Source organism: Streptococcus salivarius, from assembly GCF_009738225.1.
In the GTDB taxonomy this organism is placed as follows: domain Bacteria; phylum Bacillota; class Bacilli; order Lactobacillales; family Streptococcaceae; genus Streptococcus.
In genome coordinates, this window is sequence record NZ_CP018187.1 from 272,368 (window position 1) to 288,961 (window position 16,594).

The window sequence follows — 16,594 nt, forward strand, 5'->3', positions numbered from 1 at the left end:
AGCTGTAGAAAAAGAATGCGAATTAATAAATATATTGCCCACGCTGGTGTGGCCAGCCGTCGTAAGGCTGAGGAACTGATTAAAGAGGGTCGTGTGACCCTAAATGGTAAGACCGTTACGGAATTGGCAACAATTGTCAAAAATGGTGATATTGTAGAGGTAAATGGTAGCCCAATTTATAATGAAGAGAAGGTCTATTATCTTCTTAATAAACCACGAGGGGTTATTTCTTCGGTATCTGATGAGAAAAATCGTAAGACGGTGATTGACCTCATGCCCCACGTTAAGGAACGTATCTATCCTGTTGGTCGTCTTGACTGGGATACGACGGGGCTTCTTATTTTGACTAATGATGGTGACTTTACCGATAAGATGATTCACCCACGTAATGAGATTGACAAGGTTTATTTGGCGCGTGTCAAAGGTATTGCGACCAAGGAGAACCTTCGTCCTTTGACTCGTGGTGTTGTCATTGATGGTAAGAAAACAAAACCAGCACGTTACAATATTATCAAAGTAGACCATGAAAAGAACCGTTCAGTTGTTGAATTGACAATTCATGAAGGGCGTAACCACCAGGTTAAGAAAATGTTTGAATCAGTGGGCTTGCTTGTTGATAAGTTGTCACGTACGCGTTTTGGTACCCTTGATTTAACAGGGCTTCGCCCAGGTGAATCACGCCGTCTGAATAAGAAAGAAATCAGTCAGCTTCATAACGCTGCTGTCAATAAGGTTAAATAATGAAAAGATTTCTGATTGCCTTAGTAAAGGCTTATCAGAGATGGATTTCTCCCCTATTTCCACCCTCTTGCCGTTTTCGTCCAACTTGTTCGGTTTATATGATCCAAGCAATAGAAATGCACGGTTTAAAGGGAGTTCTTATGGGAGTTGCCCGTATCTTAAGATGTCACCCTTTATCAGAGACTGGCGATGATCCGGTGCCAGATTATTTTAGTCTAAAACGTAATAAAACTCCTTTGAATAAATGAATCCAAAGGAGTTTTTCTATGCTTAAGTTTTTGACCAAGTTTTTGGCAGGAAGAGGAGTAGTAAAGGATAAATTTCCAAACGTCCTGCAATCATAGCAAATCCCATGATAAGCTTAGACAAAGGACTGAAAATAGCAAAGCTATCACTCGTTCCAAGTAAAGGTCCAATATTGTTAAAGGTAGAAGCAGCAGCACTTGTCACAATCAAGAGGTCTTGATTATCCAGTGACAAAACAGTGACTAAACTTAGTATAATGAGTACATATACAGCTAGATATTTAAGAACACTGTGCTGGGTTTCTTTATCGAGAACACTTCCATTGATATGAAGTGACAGGATACGATTAGGATAGAGACTAGCCAGGGTCTGATTTCGTGCAATCTTAGCAATAATCATAGCACGGATAATCTTGAAACCACCGGCAGTAGAACCTGCTGATCCCCCGATAAACATCAGGAGGAGTAGGATATACTGAGAAAAGAGTGGCCATTTGGTAATATCCGTTAGACCAAAACCGGTTGTTGTGATGATAGTTGACACTTCGAAAAATGAGTATTTGAAAGAGTCAGCCAAATTGTGGTAAATCCCAAAAATATTGAGGAAAATCAAACCTGTTGAAATAGCCACAATCGCAAAGTAGGTACGTAGTTCTTCATCTTGGAAGAAAAACTTGATTTTGCGAAGGAGGATATAGAAATAAAGGTTGAAGTTAACCCCAAAGAGTAGGGTACCAACAGTAACCACATAGGTAATCAGATCACTGTGGTAGTGGGCGATAGAGTCATTATAGACAGCAAATCCCCCAGTACCTGCGCCCCCCATAGCAGTGATGATACTATCAAAGATTGGCATACCGCAAAGCCAGAGAATAACAGCAAAAATAACAAACATAGTCAGATAGATGATGTAAAGAATCTGAGCTGTATTTTTGAGCTTGGCAACGACTTTACCAAATACTGGACCAGGCACCTCTGCACGCATAACCTCATGGTGACCATTTTTACTGTTGTTCATGATGGCTAGGGCAAAGACCAATACCCCCATCCCTCCAATCAAGTGGGCGAAGCTTCGCCAGAAAAGTAGGGAGTGGGTAAGTACTCCAGTATCTGTGAGAATAGTAGCCCCCGAGGTTGTGAAACCAGAGCTCATCTCGAAAAAGGCATCAATGACACTTGGGATCTGACCAGCAAAGACGAAGGGCAATCCTCCAAAGAAAGACCAGAGCACCCAACAGAGGGCTACAATAAGCATCCCTTCTTTGGTGTAAATATGGTAGTTCTTCGGTTTAAAGAGAGTACCAAGCACTCCGAGAAAGAGGAGAATCCCCATCGTACCCAAGATGCTGGCAAATACTTTGGCATCTTCTTGATAAATAAGAGCGACGATAAGTGGCACAACCAAGAGAGCAGCCTCAATCAGTAGGAGCTTGGCAATAAGAAAACGGACAATAGATCGATTCATGGCAGCTTACCTCTTCAACAAGTCGTAAATATGAGTTACATTTTGTAAGAGTGTAACGATCACGATTTTATCCCCAATAGCGAGTCTGTCTTCTCCCGTTGGGAAAATAGATTTTCCATTGCGGATAATAGCAGCGATAAGGACACCATTAGCAAATTCAAGCTCAGAAAGTTTCTTCCCAGCGATTTTGTTGTTTTCCTTAATTTGGAATTGCAAGGTTTCGATACGACCATTAGCCACATGGTGAAGGGCATCGAGGCTAGAATCTTTAGCATTATAACGCCCACGGACAAAGTGCATTACAGTGTCAACGGCAATACTCTTAGGTGTGACAATTGTTGTTGTCTCACGTGTATCGATAATCTCTAAAAGACTGGTACGATTGACTTTAGTAATATTCTTGTGAATACCAAGGCTTTCGAGGAACATAGAGGTAATGATATTTTCCTCATCGACTCCGGTTAGGGTAGCTACGGCATCGTAACTGGCTGCACTTTCCTCGAGAAGAAGGTCTTTAGCAGTACCGTCACCTAAGATAACAGAAACTTCAGGGAAGACCTGACTAAAGGTTTGCGCACGGTCCATTTTTTGCTCAATCAATTTGACCTTAATACGATTGTTTTTCAAGATATTGAGCAAGTAGTAGGAGATGCGCCCAGCACCAATCAACAAAAGTTTTTTGATGCTTTTTGGCTTGATGTAACTGTGGAAAAGTGCCATATCAACACGTTTACCAGTGACATAAATCTTATCCCCAATTTGCATGGTAGCATTTCCATCTGGAATGATGAGTTCACCCTGACGGTGAATCGTGCAAACTAGAATATTGCCGAATTTCCTACGGAATTGTTCCATTGTCATACCAGATAATTGGCTATTTTCAGTAACTTTAAATGCCATAAGAATAACGCGTCCATTAGCAAAAGTTTCAACTGATAGGGCGTTTGGAAATTCAACTGTATTGGCAATATAGCGAGCTGTTAAAAGTTCAGGGTTAACTACTAATGAGAATCCAAGAAAGTTTTTGTCTTTGAAATAAGCATTAGAGTACTCTGGGTTACGTACGCGAACAACAGTTTCTTTGGCACCCATTTGTTTAGCCAGAACCGCTGAAATCATGTTCACTTCATCTTTATCGGTCATTGCGATAAAGACGTCACAGTTGCTAACCTCGGCTTGTTCCAAAATTTTAAAATTAGCCCCATTTCCAGCAAAGCCCATAACATCATAGCGTTTGCTGAGGCGTTTGAGTACCTCTTCCTTTTCTTCAATTAAAATAACATCGTGCTTCTCTTCAACAAGAGAACGACAGAGTGCGGTACCGACTTTACCGGCACCTACGACAATAATACGCATGAGTTACCTCCAAATAATCATTACTATGATACTCTATTTTAGCGGAAAAATCATCCTTTTCAGCTAGCTTTATCAACTATTCCTATTTAAGTGAATAAAGGTGAAATTTTTCTTTAAATAGTATTGACTTTTAGACCAGAAGTGCTAAAATATATTCAAAGATTCGTTATTTTAAATCTAACCTGTCATGATTTAAGCTAATGAACGTCCACAACCATGTCGTCTGCTGAGCTTGACTCCGGGCGACATGGTATTTTTTATGTCTAGGAGAATTGAGATGTCACGTAATCATATTGTCTTGTTTGAACCTCGTATTCCACAAAACACCGGAAATATTGCACGTACCTGTGCAGCGACTAATAGCCCTCTTCATATCATCCGTCCTATGGGCTTTCCAATTGATGACAAGAAAATGAAACGTGCAGGTTTAGACTACTGGGATAAGCTTGACATCACTTATTATGACAATTTGGCAGATTTCATGTCTAAAAATCAAGAGGGTCGTTTGCATTTAGTCACGAAATTTGCGGATAAGACTTATTCAGAAGAGGCCTATGCCGATGGTGAGGACCACTATTTTATGTTTGGTCGTGAAGATACAGGCCTACCTGAAGATTTTATGCGTGAGCATCCTGAAAAAGCTATTCGTATTCCGATGAATGATGAACATGTGCGTAGTCTAAATGTGTCCAATACTGTTTGTATGATTGTTTACGAAGCGCTTCGTCAGCAACAATTTGAGGGGCTAGAGCTGAGTCACCGTTATCAACACGATAAATTAAAATAGATACTTCATTTTGTTTTAAAAGAATAATTATAGTCATTGACTATCAACAGATTAGAAATCCATAATTTGAAAACCTTGTCACCAAGGTTTTTTTATGTTATCCTTAAAAGGTCTTCAGGGCAGGGTGAAACTCCCGACCGGCGGTGATTCTTTGGATAAGTCCGCGAGCGCAAGCTGATGAGGTGTGATTCCTCAACCGACAGTATAGTCTGGATGGAAGAAGACCAGTCTTTTTGCGTAGGCTTTTTTTGGCATGGGCAAATCCATTGGGAACTTCTTTCAAATTGTTAAAATTTGGAGGAATTTTTTTATGACAAACACACGTAAATTGGCTTACATTGCCATTTTATCTGCAGTTTCATTCTTGTTGCTTTATTTTTCATTTCCATTGATTCCAGCAGCAGATTTTTTGAAGGTTGATTTTTCAATCCTTCCTGTTCTTATTGCCTTGGTCATCTTTGATTTTAAGAGTGCCATCGGTGTTCTCTTGCTTCGTTCATTGTTGAAGCTCTTGCTAAACAATGGTGGACCAGGATCAATGATTGGACTTCCTATGAATTTTGTTGCTCTAGGCGTCTTTGTTTGGGGCCTAAGCTATTTTTGGAAGAAAAATCAAACAAGCAAGAATTATATTCTTGGTTCTGTTTTAGGAACTGCTTTGCTTACAGTTGCTATGGTTATTCTTAACTATATTTATGCAGTACCACTCTATGCTAAATTTGCCAACTTTGATATTGCGCAATTTATAGGTCTCTATAAATACCTTTTCGCTATGGTAGTACCTTTCAATTTACTTGAAGGATTGATTTTTGCGCTAGTCTTTGCTTTGATTTATGCTCCACTTAAGTCTATTCTAGTAAAATTATAAATATGAAACACACACACACACATTATATTTATGCTTCTTTTGCCTTATTGTTATTTGTTGCTCTCGGTTATATGGTTAAGTTCTATCCTGAAGCCTTGACAGGATTTGATAGCAACATTCAAACTTGGGTTCGAGGAGGCTTACCAGCAGGATTGACACGCTTTTTTAAAACTATTACCATACTTGGGAATACGCCTGTACAGGCTATTATTGCAATCGTAGCAGTCATCTGGCTTTATCTACGTCAGTATAAATCAGAAGCTATCTTTGTGGGAGCCAGTGGGCTTCTCGCTAGTATCTTGATTGTAAGTTTGAAGTATATTTATCAGCGTCAGCGTCCATCAATTACGCATTTAGTGCATGCTAGTGGTTATTCTTTCCCTAGTGGTCATTCTTTGGGAACTTTTATGATTCTTGGAGCAATTGCCATTGTCCTTGCTCAGCGTTTGGAGAAAAAAGAATCTAAAATAGTAGTTTATGCTATTACTGGGCTTCTGATTTTCCTTGTTGGACTTTCGCGTATTTATGTAGGAGTTCATTATCCAACAGATGTTTTAGCTGGCTTTACCTTAGCCTTTGGTTTGCTTAATGCGATTTATCCAACTTATGACCGCATTCGCTTTGAATGGCGATTCCAAAGTAAACAGAAATAAAAAAACATGTAGTTTTGAACTGCATGTTTTTTGATACAAAGGAAGGTCTTTCCTATATAAAATGTATAAAAATAGCTTATTTTCACTATTGTTCTATTAAAAATGCATTAATTGTATATTAATTATATTATAATTATGATATAATGTTTTTAAAATTTCGAAATAAAGGAGTGTCTCTTGAACATAAAAGACAGCATTGGACTAAGAATCAAAACTGAGCGTGAACGCCAGCAGATGTCACGTGAAGTGCTATGTTTAGATGGTGCGGAATTGACTGTTCGTCAGTTAATTCGCATTGAAAAAGGGGAGTCGCTCCCGTCTTTGGATAAATTATCTTATATTGCAAAACGTCTAGGAAAAAATATGACCGATTTATTGGATCATGATAATATCACTATCCCTGACGAATACTACGAGATGAAGAATCGTCTGATTAAGTTTCCAACGTATAGAAATCCAGAAAGAATAAAGGCTAAACTTGCCTTAATTGAGGAGGTCTATGAGAAATTCTTTGAACTTCTTCCAGAAGAAGAATTGTTAACTCTAGATATTTTGGAAAATATTTTGAGTTTTACTAGTTGGGAAGAGAGTCCTAAAGTTGAGGAGATATATGAAGACTTGTTTGAACAAGTCAAAAGGAAGAGGAAATTCTCAACTAACGATTTATTAGTTATTGACTACTATTTCTTCCATCTTTATGGAAGAAAACAGTATGATAAAAAACTTTTTGAAAGAATCGTAAAGAGAGTATTAAATCAGGAAATTTGGACAGATGATGTCTATAATATTGTTTTGTTTAATGATTTGATGGCTATCGCTGCTTTGAAGATTTTTCACAATTCCTTCTCAGACTTCTTAACAGTTGTGGATAAAGCCTTAGCTGTTATAGAAAAATCACAATTCTATAGCTATAAACCTAGTGTTTTTGTTCTCAAAGCCAAATATGAACTTCTTCATAAAGGAAACAAGAAAGAGGCTGCAGAAAATTACGATAAGGCCATAATGTTTGCTTCCGTTTTAGAAGACTCGGTACTAGAAGAAAGTATAAAGGCAGGTAAAGCGGCAGATGGTTTATAGAAATGGTGGTGACATAAATGTCACTACTTTTTTAATGGTTAAATGTTTACTATAGAAACATAAATAACAGTTAAAAGGAGTTTTATTTTGAAAAAACTAAAATTATTTACACTATTCTCACTACTTATCACTATCTTGCCTTATTTTGCAGGTTGTCTTTAATAAGGAGTCACCATGTCAAAATATCCATATATTTCACAGGTTGATCAGCGTGATTGTGGTGTCGCTGCCTTGGCCATGATTCTTAAACACTATGGTTCATCTTATAGTTTAGCTTATTTGCGAGAGTTGGCTCAGACTTCTCGTGAAGGTACCTCTGCGCTTGGTTTGGTGGAAGCGGCCAAGCAGTTGGGTCTTGAAACTCAGGCTATTCGTGCGGATTTAGACTTGTTTAAACAAGAAAACCTATCTTATCCTTTTATTGTACATGTGGTTAAAGAAGGTGGGCTGCAACATTATTATACGGTGTTTGGTCAAATCAAGGGGCAGCTTGTTATTGGTGATCCAGATCCTAGCAAGAAGGTCATTAAAATGCCCTTAGAGGAATTTGCCAAAGAGTGGACGGGAGTTGCTCTCTTTTTTGTTCCAGGAGAAGCCTATACTAAATACAAAGAAGATGTACCTGGACTTCTTTCATTTTTACCAATTTTGTTTCGTCGTAAGGGTTTGATTGCAGTTATTGTCTTATTAAGTTTTCTAGTGACCCTTGTTAATATTATTGGTTCTTATTATTTGCAAGCTATTATCGACCGCTTGATTCCTCAGGGGGCCAATAATCTTCTGACTATGATTTCGCTAGGCTTATGTATCTCTTATCTTGCTCAACAAGTTTTTACTTTTTTCAAAGATTATCTTCTACATCGATTGGGTAATTACCTGTCCATTGCTGTCATTCTTCCTTATATCAAGCATGTCCTTTCCTTGCCTATTAGTTTCTTTAGTTCACGTCGTACTGGTGAAATCACGTCACGTTTTGGGGATGCTAACACTATTATAGATGCTCTAGCTTCAACTATTTTATCGATTTTCCTAGATGTGACCATTGTGATGACTCTAGCTGTGGCTCTTATTGTACAAAATCAGTCACTTTTTGTGATGACTCTCACAGTAGTTCCTTTTTATGTATTAATCATTGTGGCATTCTATAAGCTTTTTGAGAAAGAAAATTATCAATTGATGGAGGCAAATAGTCAGGTCAATACCGCTGTTATTGATGATTTGCGAGGCATTGAAACCTTAAAATCCTTGAGGGTTGAGGAAAGACGTTATCGGGAAATTGAGGTGAAATTCCATGACTATTTGAAGAAGTCCTTGTCTAAGGCCAAGTGGCAATTAACGCAGGATGGGTTAAAGACAGGGGTTCAGTTAGTTTCTAATGTCTTTATCCTCTGGTATGGGGCACAATTGGTCATGGAAGGGCAACTATCTGCAGGTCAGTTGATTACCTATAATATGTTGCTGAATTATTTTACAACTCCTTTAATTAATATTATTAATCTCCAATCCAAAATTCAGCAAGCCAAAGTCGCCAATAATCGTCTTCAAGAAGTTTATGTTGTGGACAAGGAAGAAAAAGGAAAACTTAAAGAGTTATCTTTTAAACAACTTGCTTTTAAAGGAGTCAGTCACCGTTTTAGTTATCAGCAAGAGACTCTTAGTAAGATTGATTTAACGATTCATAAGGGTGAGAAAATCGCCCTCATGGGTAAAAGTGGATCTGGAAAAACGACCTTAGCTAAAATGTTGTCAGGTTATTATACGAAATCTAGTGGTCATGTAACCCTAGATAAAGATGCCATTAGCCATGCGGAGTTGCGTCAAATGGTGACTTACGTTCCCCAGCAGACCTATGTGTTTACGGGGACGATTTTAGAGAATCTGCTATTAGGATTTGAAGGAGAAGTTGACGAGAAAAAGCTTCTTAAAGTTTGCCAACAAGCTGATATCTTAGAGGATATTCAAAAAATGCCACTAGGCTTTCAGACCCAAGTATCTGAAGACGGTGGTCTATCAGGTGGTCAAAAACAACGCTTGGCTATAGCGAGGGCTCTCTTGTCCAAGCAGCCTATCTTGATTTTTGACGAAGCTACCAGTGGTCTTGATAGTGATACTGAAAGCAGGGTCATGGCTAATCTTGCTAAGATTAAACGAACAATGATTTTTATTGCTCACCGCAATAGTGTACGTCAACATGTCAGTCGTGTAGTGACCATGGTGAGTGGCCAGATTGAGTCAGACAGTCCTAATTTCAATCTATTCCAGTTTATTTAAAATAATCTTCCTATTATATATGTAGAAAACTTAAGAAGTCTAAATTTTCACATCTTGCACCTATCTTATTAATATAGTATACTGGTAGCAGACTATTAAGAGGTGTAAACATGTTAGAGGCATATAAAAATTTTTGGTTAGGCTATCTCGATTTTTATGGTCGTACAAAACGATCAGACTATTGGTGGGTTGTCTTGATTAATGGAATTATCGGTAGTTTGATTTTCCTACTGATGGACTTACTTGGGGAAACAAGAGCTGCTGGCTTTACATTGACAGCTTTCATTCTATTTATAGCAGCAACGGCGCTTCCTACCATTTCTATGCAGATTCGTCGTCTACGTGATGCCAATTTCAATGTTGCTTGGATTGTATTAAAAGCGACACCACTACTAGTAGTACTTTGGGTGATGTATGCCTTTCCTACAAGAGATTCAAAATAACTCCAATATAAAAAGGGTGAAACTAGTTAATCTAGTTCCACTCTTTTTTCTTATAAAATAAAGCTACCTAAGAGGCTAACCAAGGTGAAGCTGATAGTTGCATAAAATACAGCGAGACGGGTTGCCTGGATAGGCTTATAAAGTCTAATAAGTGTTAGGACACACCAAATAAAGAGTACTGTGACAAACCAACCTGATAGTAAGCGACGTGGCGTTACACCATAGAGTGCTATATAAACGCCAAAGAGTTTCCAGCCGGCGATAAGGGCAAAGAGGCTAGCAAAAGTAAAGAGTAGGGTACTCAACAAACGAAGCCCCTTGTGGGTGAAGAAGTTTTCTTTAGAAAAAATGTAAAGTCCAGCTAGGATTCCCAAGTTAAGAGTAGAGACTCGAACTAATTGCCAGAAGCCCTGAACGGCAATATGTGAGGCTTGATGAGCTGGAATGTTGACTTGGTTGAGAGAAAGGAGTTCTCCCATTTGACTAGTGGCAGTTAATATGAATAGGGCATAAGTAAGGCAGAGGCTTCCGAGTACGATATAAGCTGCTACTTTTGGAAACTGACGGGTTGTTTTAAGACGGCCTTCAAATCGTTTTTGACTAAGTGGCTTTTCTTTTGCCAAATAGGTTGCACCGAGTTGAGCAAAAAGTCCTAGAGCCAGAGGGATACTGGTTATTAAACGAGAGAACAATAATCCGTTATCCTTGAAGGTGATAGTGAAATCAAGTAGAGTAGCAAGTGTCTGGAAGAACAGTTGCCAAAGTTGTCCGAAAGCAGGCAAGACCTGACTAAGCTGACTAGCAGCGAATACAGTCAGTACCAAGGCAATCATGATACTAATGAGAATCATCCATTTGTGGTTCTGAACTGCGTGTTTTTCTTCTTCAGAGATTTCTTGTTTAGGTGCTGTTTTATAGAGTAGTGTCCAGGCTCCGATAAAGAAATATTTCAGTGGGAAGATGCAGCTAGTGTATATGAGGTCTAGCCAAACCATAATTCCCAAACGGTCTTGACTACTTTGTCCAGTACGTGCCATTAAGTAAAGGAGGATACTCGCATGAAGGCAAAGAATCTGAGCGCTCCCCCAGTTGTCGTGCAGACCCCAAAGACTAATTTGTAAACCTTGTAGTAGACTAGTGACCATAAACATTGCCGATTCAAGTCGCATTCCCTTTGCTTTTCCACCTAATAGACGACAGCCCAGTTCAATCGTACTTATCAAGACAAGGGTTGCTGGAAAGGCAAAGGAAAAATGGGTCAAGTAAGTGACATATAGGAAGCAGGCCACGAGACAGGCGACAATCAGTCCCTTAATTTTCCAAATGTCTTTTGGTGAAAAATATTCCAAGAGTTTCTTGGTTCTGGTTTGAAGACTAGTCTTTTCGTCGGAATATTCCTGGGAGACTAGCTGTAAATTAGTAGTATAGTTATTTGTTTCCATCATAATTCTCCTTTTGGATGTTAGTCCAAAAAAGACTTTATCATAAAAAATGTTCGATTTTGTCACCTAACTGTAAAATTACTAAAAATAGGTCTATGGACTTAGGTCTGGAGAATGAGTTGCAAAAATAGGCGAGAAAAAAATATTATGCTTACATTGAATGATAGATTGTACGGGCTATATTGTCAGAAACTGTCAAATGCTAAAGATAGTTTTTTAGAGATTAACTGTTTGTTTATCTGGGATTGAGCAAAGGACTTCTATCGAGGATCACTAAAGGTGATGTCATTTTTTGACACTATATGTTAGATTGACTACCATCTAAATGTTGCAAAATTTCTGAAAATTCGTTGACATGTGTTTTCAAAGTAGTATGATATTAACATAAAAAACTTAGGAGGTTCTTATGTTAGGTGTCATCCTACTCTATGTTGGTATGGTTTTGATGAGTAATGGACTCCATCGTTTAGAGGGTATTCCTGATAAATCAAATGTTGTCATGAATATCTTTACGGGTGGTCTGGGTTTGATTCTCAACATTATTGTCATTGCTTACGGAGCTTGTACAGGGCAAGGCGCTGAATGGTTTTATGGTAGCGCTACTGGTCTTTTATTTGCTTTCACCTATCTTTACTCAGCGATCAATACGATTTTCGATTTTGATCAACGTTTGTATGGGTGGTTTAGTTTATTTGTGGCAATTAATACGCTACCAGCAGGGATTCTTTGCTTAACATCTGGATACGGTGGTAATGCTTGGTATGGTATTATTTGGTTCTTGTGGGGTATCCTATGGCTAACTGCCTTTATTGAAATTAATCTTAAGAAGAATCTAGGAAAATTTGTCCCTTACCTAGCTATTTTTGAAGGAATTGTAACAGCTTGGATTCCAGGGCTTTTGATGCTTTGGGGCAAGTGGTAAGCATTGATTTAAGGAGGAAAAACGATGCAATTGACAATGCGCGAGCAGGAAAAAATGATGATTAGCCTTGCGGCTATGATTGCTCAACGACGTAAAGACAAAGGAATCAAATTGAATCATCCAGAAACAGTTGCTTTAATCACTGACTATGTGCTTGAAGGTGCAAGAGAAGGTAAAACTGTTGCCCAACTGATGGATGAAGCTCGCAATCTCTTAACACGTGAAGATGTTATGGAAGGTATTGCAGAAATGATTCCAATGATTCAAGTTGAAGCTACTTTTACGGACAGTACAAAACTGGTTACTGTTCATGATCCTATTCAGTAAGGAGAAGTGTAATGATTCCAGGTGAATACCATGTGGCGAGTGAGCCAATTGATTATAACGGTGGTTACGAAGCCATTAGTCTTGAAGTGAAAAATGTGGGTGACCGTGCTGCTCAAGTGGGTTCTCACTACCATTTTTATGAAGCAAACGAAGCTGGTCTTCAATTTGATCGTGAAAAGGCGCGAGGCAAACGTCTAGATATTCCAGCAGGTACAGCCATTCGTTTTGAGCCAGGTGAAACGAAAACAGTACAACTTATTGACTTTGGAGGGAAACGTCGTATTTTTGGCTTCAATAACAAGGTCAATGGTTTCTTAGACTAGAAAGAGGACAAATCGATGAGTTTTAAAATGGATCGTGAAGAGTATGCTCAACACTATGGACCAACTGTAGGGGATAGCGTACGTCTTGGAGATACCAATCTTTTTGCAGCCATTGAAAAAGACTTTACTGTTTATGGACAGGAATCTAAGTTCGGTGGCGGTAAAGTTTTGCGTGATGGTATGGGTGTTAGTGCTACGGAAACACGTGACAATCCATCAGTTGTTGATACCATTATTACAGGTGCAACCATCATTGACTATACAGGTATTATTAAAGCAGATATCGGTATTCGTGATGGTAAGATTGTTGCTATTGGTCGCGGTGGTAACCCAGATACAATGGACAATGTGGACTTTGTTGTGGGTGCTAGTACAGAAGCCATTGCTGCAGAAGGTTTGATTGTGACTGCAGGTGGTATTGACCTCCACGTACATTATATTTCTGCTGACCTTCCTGAATTTGGTTTGGATAATGGAATTACGACCCTCTTTGGTGGTGGTACTGGTCCCGCCGACGGTAGTAATGCAACAACATGTACACCAGGTAAATTTCATATTACTCGTATGTTGCAAGCTGTTGATGATATGCCTGCTAACTTTGGTTTCCTTGCCAAAGGTGTTGGTTCTGAGACTGAAGTGGTTGAAGAGCAAATTAAAGCTGGTGCAGCAGGAATTAAGACACACGAGGACTGGGGTGCGACTTATGCAGGAATTGATAATTCCCTTAAAGTTGCGGATAAATACGATGTTTCTTTTGCGGTCCACACCGACTCTTTGAATGAGGGTGGATTTATGGAAAATACTTTGGAATCTTTCCAAGGTCGTACCGTTCATACCTTCCATACCGAAGGTTCTGGTGGTGGGCACGCTCCAGATATTATGGTCTTTGCAGGTAAGGAAAATATTTTGCCATCATCAACTAACCCAACTAACCCATATACTACAAATGCTATTGGTGAGTTGTTAGATATGGTTATGGTTTGTCACCACTTGGATCCAAAAATCCCAGAAGACGTATCCTTTGCCGAATCACGTGTTCGTAAACAAACTGTGGCTGCAGAAGATGTTCTTCACGATATGGGAGCCCTTAGTATCATGACTTCAGATGCCATGGCAATGGGACGTGTCGGTGAAGTAGCAATGCGTTGTTGGCAACTAGCTGATAAGATGAAGGCTCAGCGTGGTCCACTTGAAGGGGATTCAGAGTTTAACGATAATAACCGTATTAAACGTTACGTGGCTAAATATACAATTAACCCTGCCATCACCAATGGTATTGCAGACTATATCGGTTCTGTAGAAGTTGGTAAATTTGCAGATTTGGTTATCTGGGAACCAGCACAATTTGGTGCAAAACCTAAGTTGGTGCTTAAGGGTGGTATGTTAACTTATGGTGTTATGGGTGACGCTGGTTCAAGTCTTCCAACACCTCAACCACGTATCATGCGTAAATTATATGGTGCTTACGGTCAAGCGGTTCATGAAACAAATCTTACATTTGTCTCTCAATATGCTTATGATCACGGTATCAAAGAAGAAATTGGTTTGAATAAGATTGTTCTTCCTGTTAAGAATACACGTAACTTGACTAAGCGTGATATGAAGCTTAATGACTACGCTCCAAAAACAATCCGTATCGATCCACAGACCTTTGATGTCTTTATTGATGATGAGTTGGTTACTTGTGAGCCAATCCATACGACATCATTGTCTCAACGTTATTTCTTGTTCTAAGGAAAACGCTATATACATGAGGCTGGAATTCTTCCTCCAACCTCTTTTGTATTTTACAGCCATAACGTTTTTAGTACTTTATTAGGTTGCTATATGAGTCTGATGCTAGACTTTTAAAATGTAATAGAAAAGGAAAAAGTATGATTTTTACAAAAGTAGATGCTCTTGTTAAGGATATCGATGTGGACAAATACCATATTGAAACAGTCATTCTTTCGAGTGACGATCTTAACAAAAAAATTATTCGAGTGAAGAGTGATCATGGGAATGAATTTGGTATTCGTCTTGATAAGGGACAAAAATTGCAAAATGGCTCTGCCTTTTTTATCGATGATCACCATGTTCTAGCTATTGGTGTTGAGTCACAGGATTTGATTGTCATCTCACCTAAAGATATGGATGAAATGGGAATCACAGCTCACATTCTTGGGAATACTCATAAACCAATTGAGGTGAAAGATGCCAAGATTTATTTAGAGGTTGACCCAGTAGTAGAGCAAGTCTTGACTCAAAAAGAGATTGCCTACACGATTGAAGAAGTGGTCCTTGATAAACCCCTACGCCATGTGAATTTAACTGCCCATGAACATTAATCCCTTTGCTAATGTGTCTTTGCAAGATTATCTTGAAATTGTGCAAATTGTCGATTCAACCTTTCCAATTGGATCATTTAACCACTCATTTGGGATGGAAAATTATCTACGTGAAGACACTGTAACAGATGATAAAGGTTACGAAGAGTGGCAAGAAGCCTATTTAGCTAGTCAGTTTAAATATGGTGAAGGTCTTGTAATCAAACTGGTTTATGATGCTATGGTTACAGATAACATAGAGCAGGTTTGGCATTATGATAAGGTCTTGACAGTTTCGACGCAAGCGCGTGAAACAAGACAGGGAACTAAGATGATTGCTAAGCAAATGCTTCGACTCATTCAAAGGCTTCATGCTATTCCGGTATTGGATGACTATCAGTCTAAAATACGTAAGGGTGTGGTCTTCGGCAATCCAGCTATTGTCTTTGCGCTCTATGTGTTTAACAAGGGCTTGGGATGTAATGAAGCCATAGCACTTTATGGCTATAGTGTGATTTCGACGATGGTTCAAAATGCTGTGCGTGCCATTCCCCTTGGACAGTTTGCTGGACAGGAGATTGTTTTACGTAGCTTTTCACAATTAGAAAAAATGACACAAGAAATTCAAGAATTGGATGCGTCCTACCTTGGGGCCAATACGCCTGGTCTTGAATTAGCTCAGATGAAACATGAAACACAGGTATTCCGCCTATTCATGTCCTAAAATATCAACAAGGTTGAGAGGAAAAAACAATGACAAAACGTACTGTAATTATTGGAGTTGGTGGACCTGTTGGTTCAGGTAAAACCCTTTTGCTTGAGCGTCTTACACGACGTATGTCCGACTTAAATTTAGCAGTTATTACTAACGATATCTATACAAAAGAAGATGCCCTTTTCTTAGCTAAAAATTCAAGCTTAGACGAAGACCGTATCATTGGTGTAGAAACTGGTGGATGTCCTCATACTGCGATTCGTGAGGATGCCTCTATGAACTTTGAAGCGATTGAAACTCTTCAAGAGCGCTTTAACCATGATTTGGATGTTATTTTCCTTGAAAGTGGAGGAGACAACTTGGCTGCAACCTTCAGCCCTGATTTGGTTGATTTTACCATTTATATTATTGACGTTGCTCAGGGTGAAAAAATCCCACGTAAGGCTGGTCAAGGGATGATTAAGAGTGATTTGTTCTTGATTAATAAGACTGATCTTGCACCTTATGTTGGAGCCAACCTAGACCGTATGCGTGAAGATACCCTTCATTTCCGTAACGAAGATTCTTTCATTTTCACAAATTTGAATAATGATGACAATGTTAAGGAAGTGGAAGAATGGATTCGTAAGAATTTCCTACTAGAGGACTTGTAA

General features: G+C 38.9%; 18 protein-coding genes and 1 riboswitch. Of the genes, 15 read left to right on the plus strand and 3 right to left on the minus strand.

The window, feature by feature from the left end:
• The first annotated feature begins 15 nt into the window (after positions 1–15).
• Positions 16–741, plus strand: a complete 726-nt coding sequence (locus tag BSR19_RS01470) for a pseudouridine synthase (RefSeq protein ID WP_002883686.1) — start codon at positions 16–18, stop codon at positions 739–741.
• A complete protein-coding gene (yidD, locus tag BSR19_RS01475) occupies positions 741–989 on the plus strand; it encodes a membrane protein insertion efficiency factor YidD (protein ID WP_082759657.1) in 249 nt (82 codons plus the stop codon). The genes BSR19_RS01470 and yidD overlap by 1 nt, the downstream gene beginning before the upstream one ends.
• A gap of 22 nt (positions 990–1,011) precedes the next feature.
• On the opposite strand, the gene BSR19_RS01480 is transcribed toward yidD, so the two are convergent.
• Together BSR19_RS01480 and trkA are read right to left on the minus strand one after the other, a co-directional pair.
• Positions 1,012–2,451 (minus strand): TrkH family potassium uptake protein, encoded by a 1,440-nt coding sequence (locus tag BSR19_RS01480; RefSeq protein ID WP_002889908.1) that lies wholly within the window; start codon positions 2,449–2,451, stop codon positions 1,012–1,014.
• A 6-nt stretch (positions 2,452–2,457) separates the two neighbouring features.
• Entirely contained in the window at positions 2,458–3,807 is a 1,350-nt protein-coding gene (trkA, locus tag BSR19_RS01485; RefSeq protein ID WP_060973157.1) for a Trk system potassium transporter TrkA, read from the minus strand.
• Between the two features lie 277 nt (positions 3,808–4,084).
• Between trkA and BSR19_RS01490 the strand changes: the two genes are divergently transcribed.
• The 6 genes from BSR19_RS01490 (at position 4,085) to BSR19_RS01515 (ending at position 9,906) form a co-directional block, all read left to right on the plus strand.
• On the plus strand, positions 4,085–4,594 hold the full coding sequence (locus BSR19_RS01490) for a tRNA (cytidine(34)-2'-O)-methyltransferase (protein WP_021143543.1): 510 nt from the start codon (positions 4,085–4,087) through the stop codon (positions 4,592–4,594).
• Positions 4,595–4,700: 106 nt separating this feature from the next.
• A riboswitch (FMN riboswitch) is annotated at positions 4,701–4,823 on the plus strand.
• Positions 4,824–4,904: 81 nt separating this feature from the next.
• Complete coding sequence (locus BSR19_RS01495; RefSeq protein WP_049545714.1) at positions 4,905–5,462, plus strand: ECF transporter S component; 558 nt, start codon at positions 4,905–4,907, stop codon at positions 5,460–5,462.
• A gap of 2 nt (positions 5,463–5,464) precedes the next feature.
• A complete protein-coding gene (locus tag BSR19_RS01500; protein ID WP_049545715.1) occupies positions 5,465–6,115 on the plus strand; it encodes a phosphatase PAP2 family protein in 651 nt (216 codons plus the stop codon).
• 177 nt (positions 6,116–6,292) lie between these two features.
• Positions 6,293–7,192 carry a helix-turn-helix transcriptional regulator gene (locus tag BSR19_RS01505; RefSeq protein WP_049545716.1) on the plus strand — a complete coding sequence of 300 codons (900 nt, stop codon included), beginning with the start codon at positions 6,293–6,295 and terminating at the stop codon, positions 7,190–7,192.
• A 174-nt stretch (positions 7,193–7,366) separates the two neighbouring features.
• Entirely contained in the window at positions 7,367–9,463 is a 2,097-nt protein-coding gene (locus BSR19_RS01510) for a peptide cleavage/export ABC transporter (RefSeq protein ID WP_002889921.1), read from the plus strand.
• A gap of 110 nt (positions 9,464–9,573) precedes the next feature.
• On the plus strand, positions 9,574–9,906 hold the full coding sequence (locus BSR19_RS01515; protein ID WP_002886546.1) for a DUF805 domain-containing protein: 333 nt from the start codon (positions 9,574–9,576) through the stop codon (positions 9,904–9,906).
• A 50-nt stretch (positions 9,907–9,956) separates the two neighbouring features.
• Here BSR19_RS01515 and BSR19_RS01520 read toward each other — a convergent pair whose 3' ends face one another.
• Positions 9,957–11,348 carry a DUF4153 domain-containing protein gene (locus BSR19_RS01520; protein WP_156246365.1) on the minus strand — a complete coding sequence of 464 codons (1,392 nt, stop codon included), beginning with the start codon at positions 11,346–11,348 and terminating at the stop codon, positions 9,957–9,959.
• Positions 11,349–11,754: 406 nt separating this feature from the next.
• On the opposite strand from BSR19_RS01520, the gene BSR19_RS01525 reads away from it, so the two are divergent.
• The 7 genes from BSR19_RS01525 (at position 11,755) to ureG (ending at position 16,594) form a co-directional block, all read left to right on the plus strand.
• Positions 11,755–12,270, plus strand: coding sequence for an AmiS/UreI family transporter (locus BSR19_RS01525; RefSeq protein ID WP_002886548.1), 516 nt, complete (start codon positions 11,755–11,757; stop codon positions 12,268–12,270).
• 24 nt (positions 12,271–12,294) lie between these two features.
• The gene (locus BSR19_RS01530) at positions 12,295–12,597 is read left to right on the plus strand and encodes an urease subunit gamma (RefSeq protein WP_002889924.1); all 303 of its coding nucleotides are present in this window, start codon (positions 12,295–12,297) and stop codon (positions 12,595–12,597) included.
• An 11-nt stretch (positions 12,598–12,608) separates the two neighbouring features.
• On the plus strand, positions 12,609–12,920 hold the full coding sequence (locus BSR19_RS01535; protein ID WP_002886559.1) for an urease subunit beta: 312 nt from the start codon (positions 12,609–12,611) through the stop codon (positions 12,918–12,920).
• A gap of 15 nt (positions 12,921–12,935) precedes the next feature.
• Positions 12,936–14,654 (plus strand): urease subunit alpha, encoded by a 1,719-nt coding sequence (gene ureC / locus BSR19_RS01540; protein ID WP_002886560.1) that lies wholly within the window; start codon positions 12,936–12,938, stop codon positions 14,652–14,654.
• A gap of 140 nt (positions 14,655–14,794) precedes the next feature.
• Positions 14,795–15,247: an urease accessory protein UreE gene (gene ureE / locus BSR19_RS01545; RefSeq protein WP_002949549.1), complete on the plus strand. Its 453-nt coding sequence runs from the start codon at positions 14,795–14,797 to the stop codon at positions 15,245–15,247.
• Positions 15,237–15,950, plus strand: coding sequence for an urease accessory protein UreF (locus tag BSR19_RS01550; RefSeq protein ID WP_002889927.1), 714 nt, complete (start codon positions 15,237–15,239; stop codon positions 15,948–15,950). Before ureE ends, BSR19_RS01550 begins: the two co-directional genes overlap by 11 nt.
• Positions 15,951–15,979: 29 nt before the next feature.
• Positions 15,980–16,594, plus strand: a complete 615-nt coding sequence (gene ureG, locus BSR19_RS01555; RefSeq protein ID WP_002889928.1) for an urease accessory protein UreG — start codon at positions 15,980–15,982, stop codon at positions 16,592–16,594.

Coding starts and splice junctions, on each gene's coding strand:
- BSR19_RS01470 (WP_002883686.1), top strand. CDS start 16: ATGCGAATTAATAAATATATTGCCCACGCTGGTGTGGCCAGCCGTCGT.
- yidD (WP_082759657.1), top strand. CDS start 741: ATGAAAAGATTTCTGATTGCCTTAGTAAAGGCTTATCAGAGATGGATT.
- BSR19_RS01480 (WP_002889908.1), bottom strand. CDS start 2,451: ATGAATCGATCTATTGTCCGTTTTCTTATTGCCAAGCTCCTACTGATT.
- trkA (WP_060973157.1), bottom strand. CDS start 3,807: ATGCGTATTATTGTCGTAGGTGCCGGTAAAGTCGGTACCGCACTCTGT.
- BSR19_RS01490 (WP_021143543.1), top strand. CDS start 4,085: ATGTCACGTAATCATATTGTCTTGTTTGAACCTCGTATTCCACAAAAC.
- BSR19_RS01495 (WP_049545714.1), top strand. CDS start 4,905: ATGACAAACACACGTAAATTGGCTTACATTGCCATTTTATCTGCAGTT.
- BSR19_RS01500 (WP_049545715.1), top strand. CDS start 5,465: ATGAAACACACACACACACATTATATTTATGCTTCTTTTGCCTTATTG.
- BSR19_RS01510 (WP_002889921.1), top strand. CDS start 7,367: ATGTCAAAATATCCATATATTTCACAGGTTGATCAGCGTGATTGTGGT.
- BSR19_RS01515 (WP_002886546.1), top strand. CDS start 9,574: ATGTTAGAGGCATATAAAAATTTTTGGTTAGGCTATCTCGATTTTTAT.
- BSR19_RS01520 (WP_156246365.1), bottom strand. CDS start 11,348: ATGGAAACAAATAACTATACTACTAATTTACAGCTAGTCTCCCAGGAA.
- BSR19_RS01525 (WP_002886548.1), top strand. CDS start 11,755: ATGTTAGGTGTCATCCTACTCTATGTTGGTATGGTTTTGATGAGTAAT.
- BSR19_RS01530 (WP_002889924.1), top strand. CDS start 12,295: ATGCAATTGACAATGCGCGAGCAGGAAAAAATGATGATTAGCCTTGCG.
- BSR19_RS01535 (WP_002886559.1), top strand. CDS start 12,609: ATGATTCCAGGTGAATACCATGTGGCGAGTGAGCCAATTGATTATAAC.
- ureC (WP_002886560.1), top strand. CDS start 12,936: ATGAGTTTTAAAATGGATCGTGAAGAGTATGCTCAACACTATGGACCA.
- ureE (WP_002949549.1), top strand. CDS start 14,795: ATGATTTTTACAAAAGTAGATGCTCTTGTTAAGGATATCGATGTGGAC.
- BSR19_RS01550 (WP_002889927.1), top strand. CDS start 15,237: ATGAACATTAATCCCTTTGCTAATGTGTCTTTGCAAGATTATCTTGAA.
- ureG (WP_002889928.1), top strand. CDS start 15,980: ATGACAAAACGTACTGTAATTATTGGAGTTGGTGGACCTGTTGGTTCA.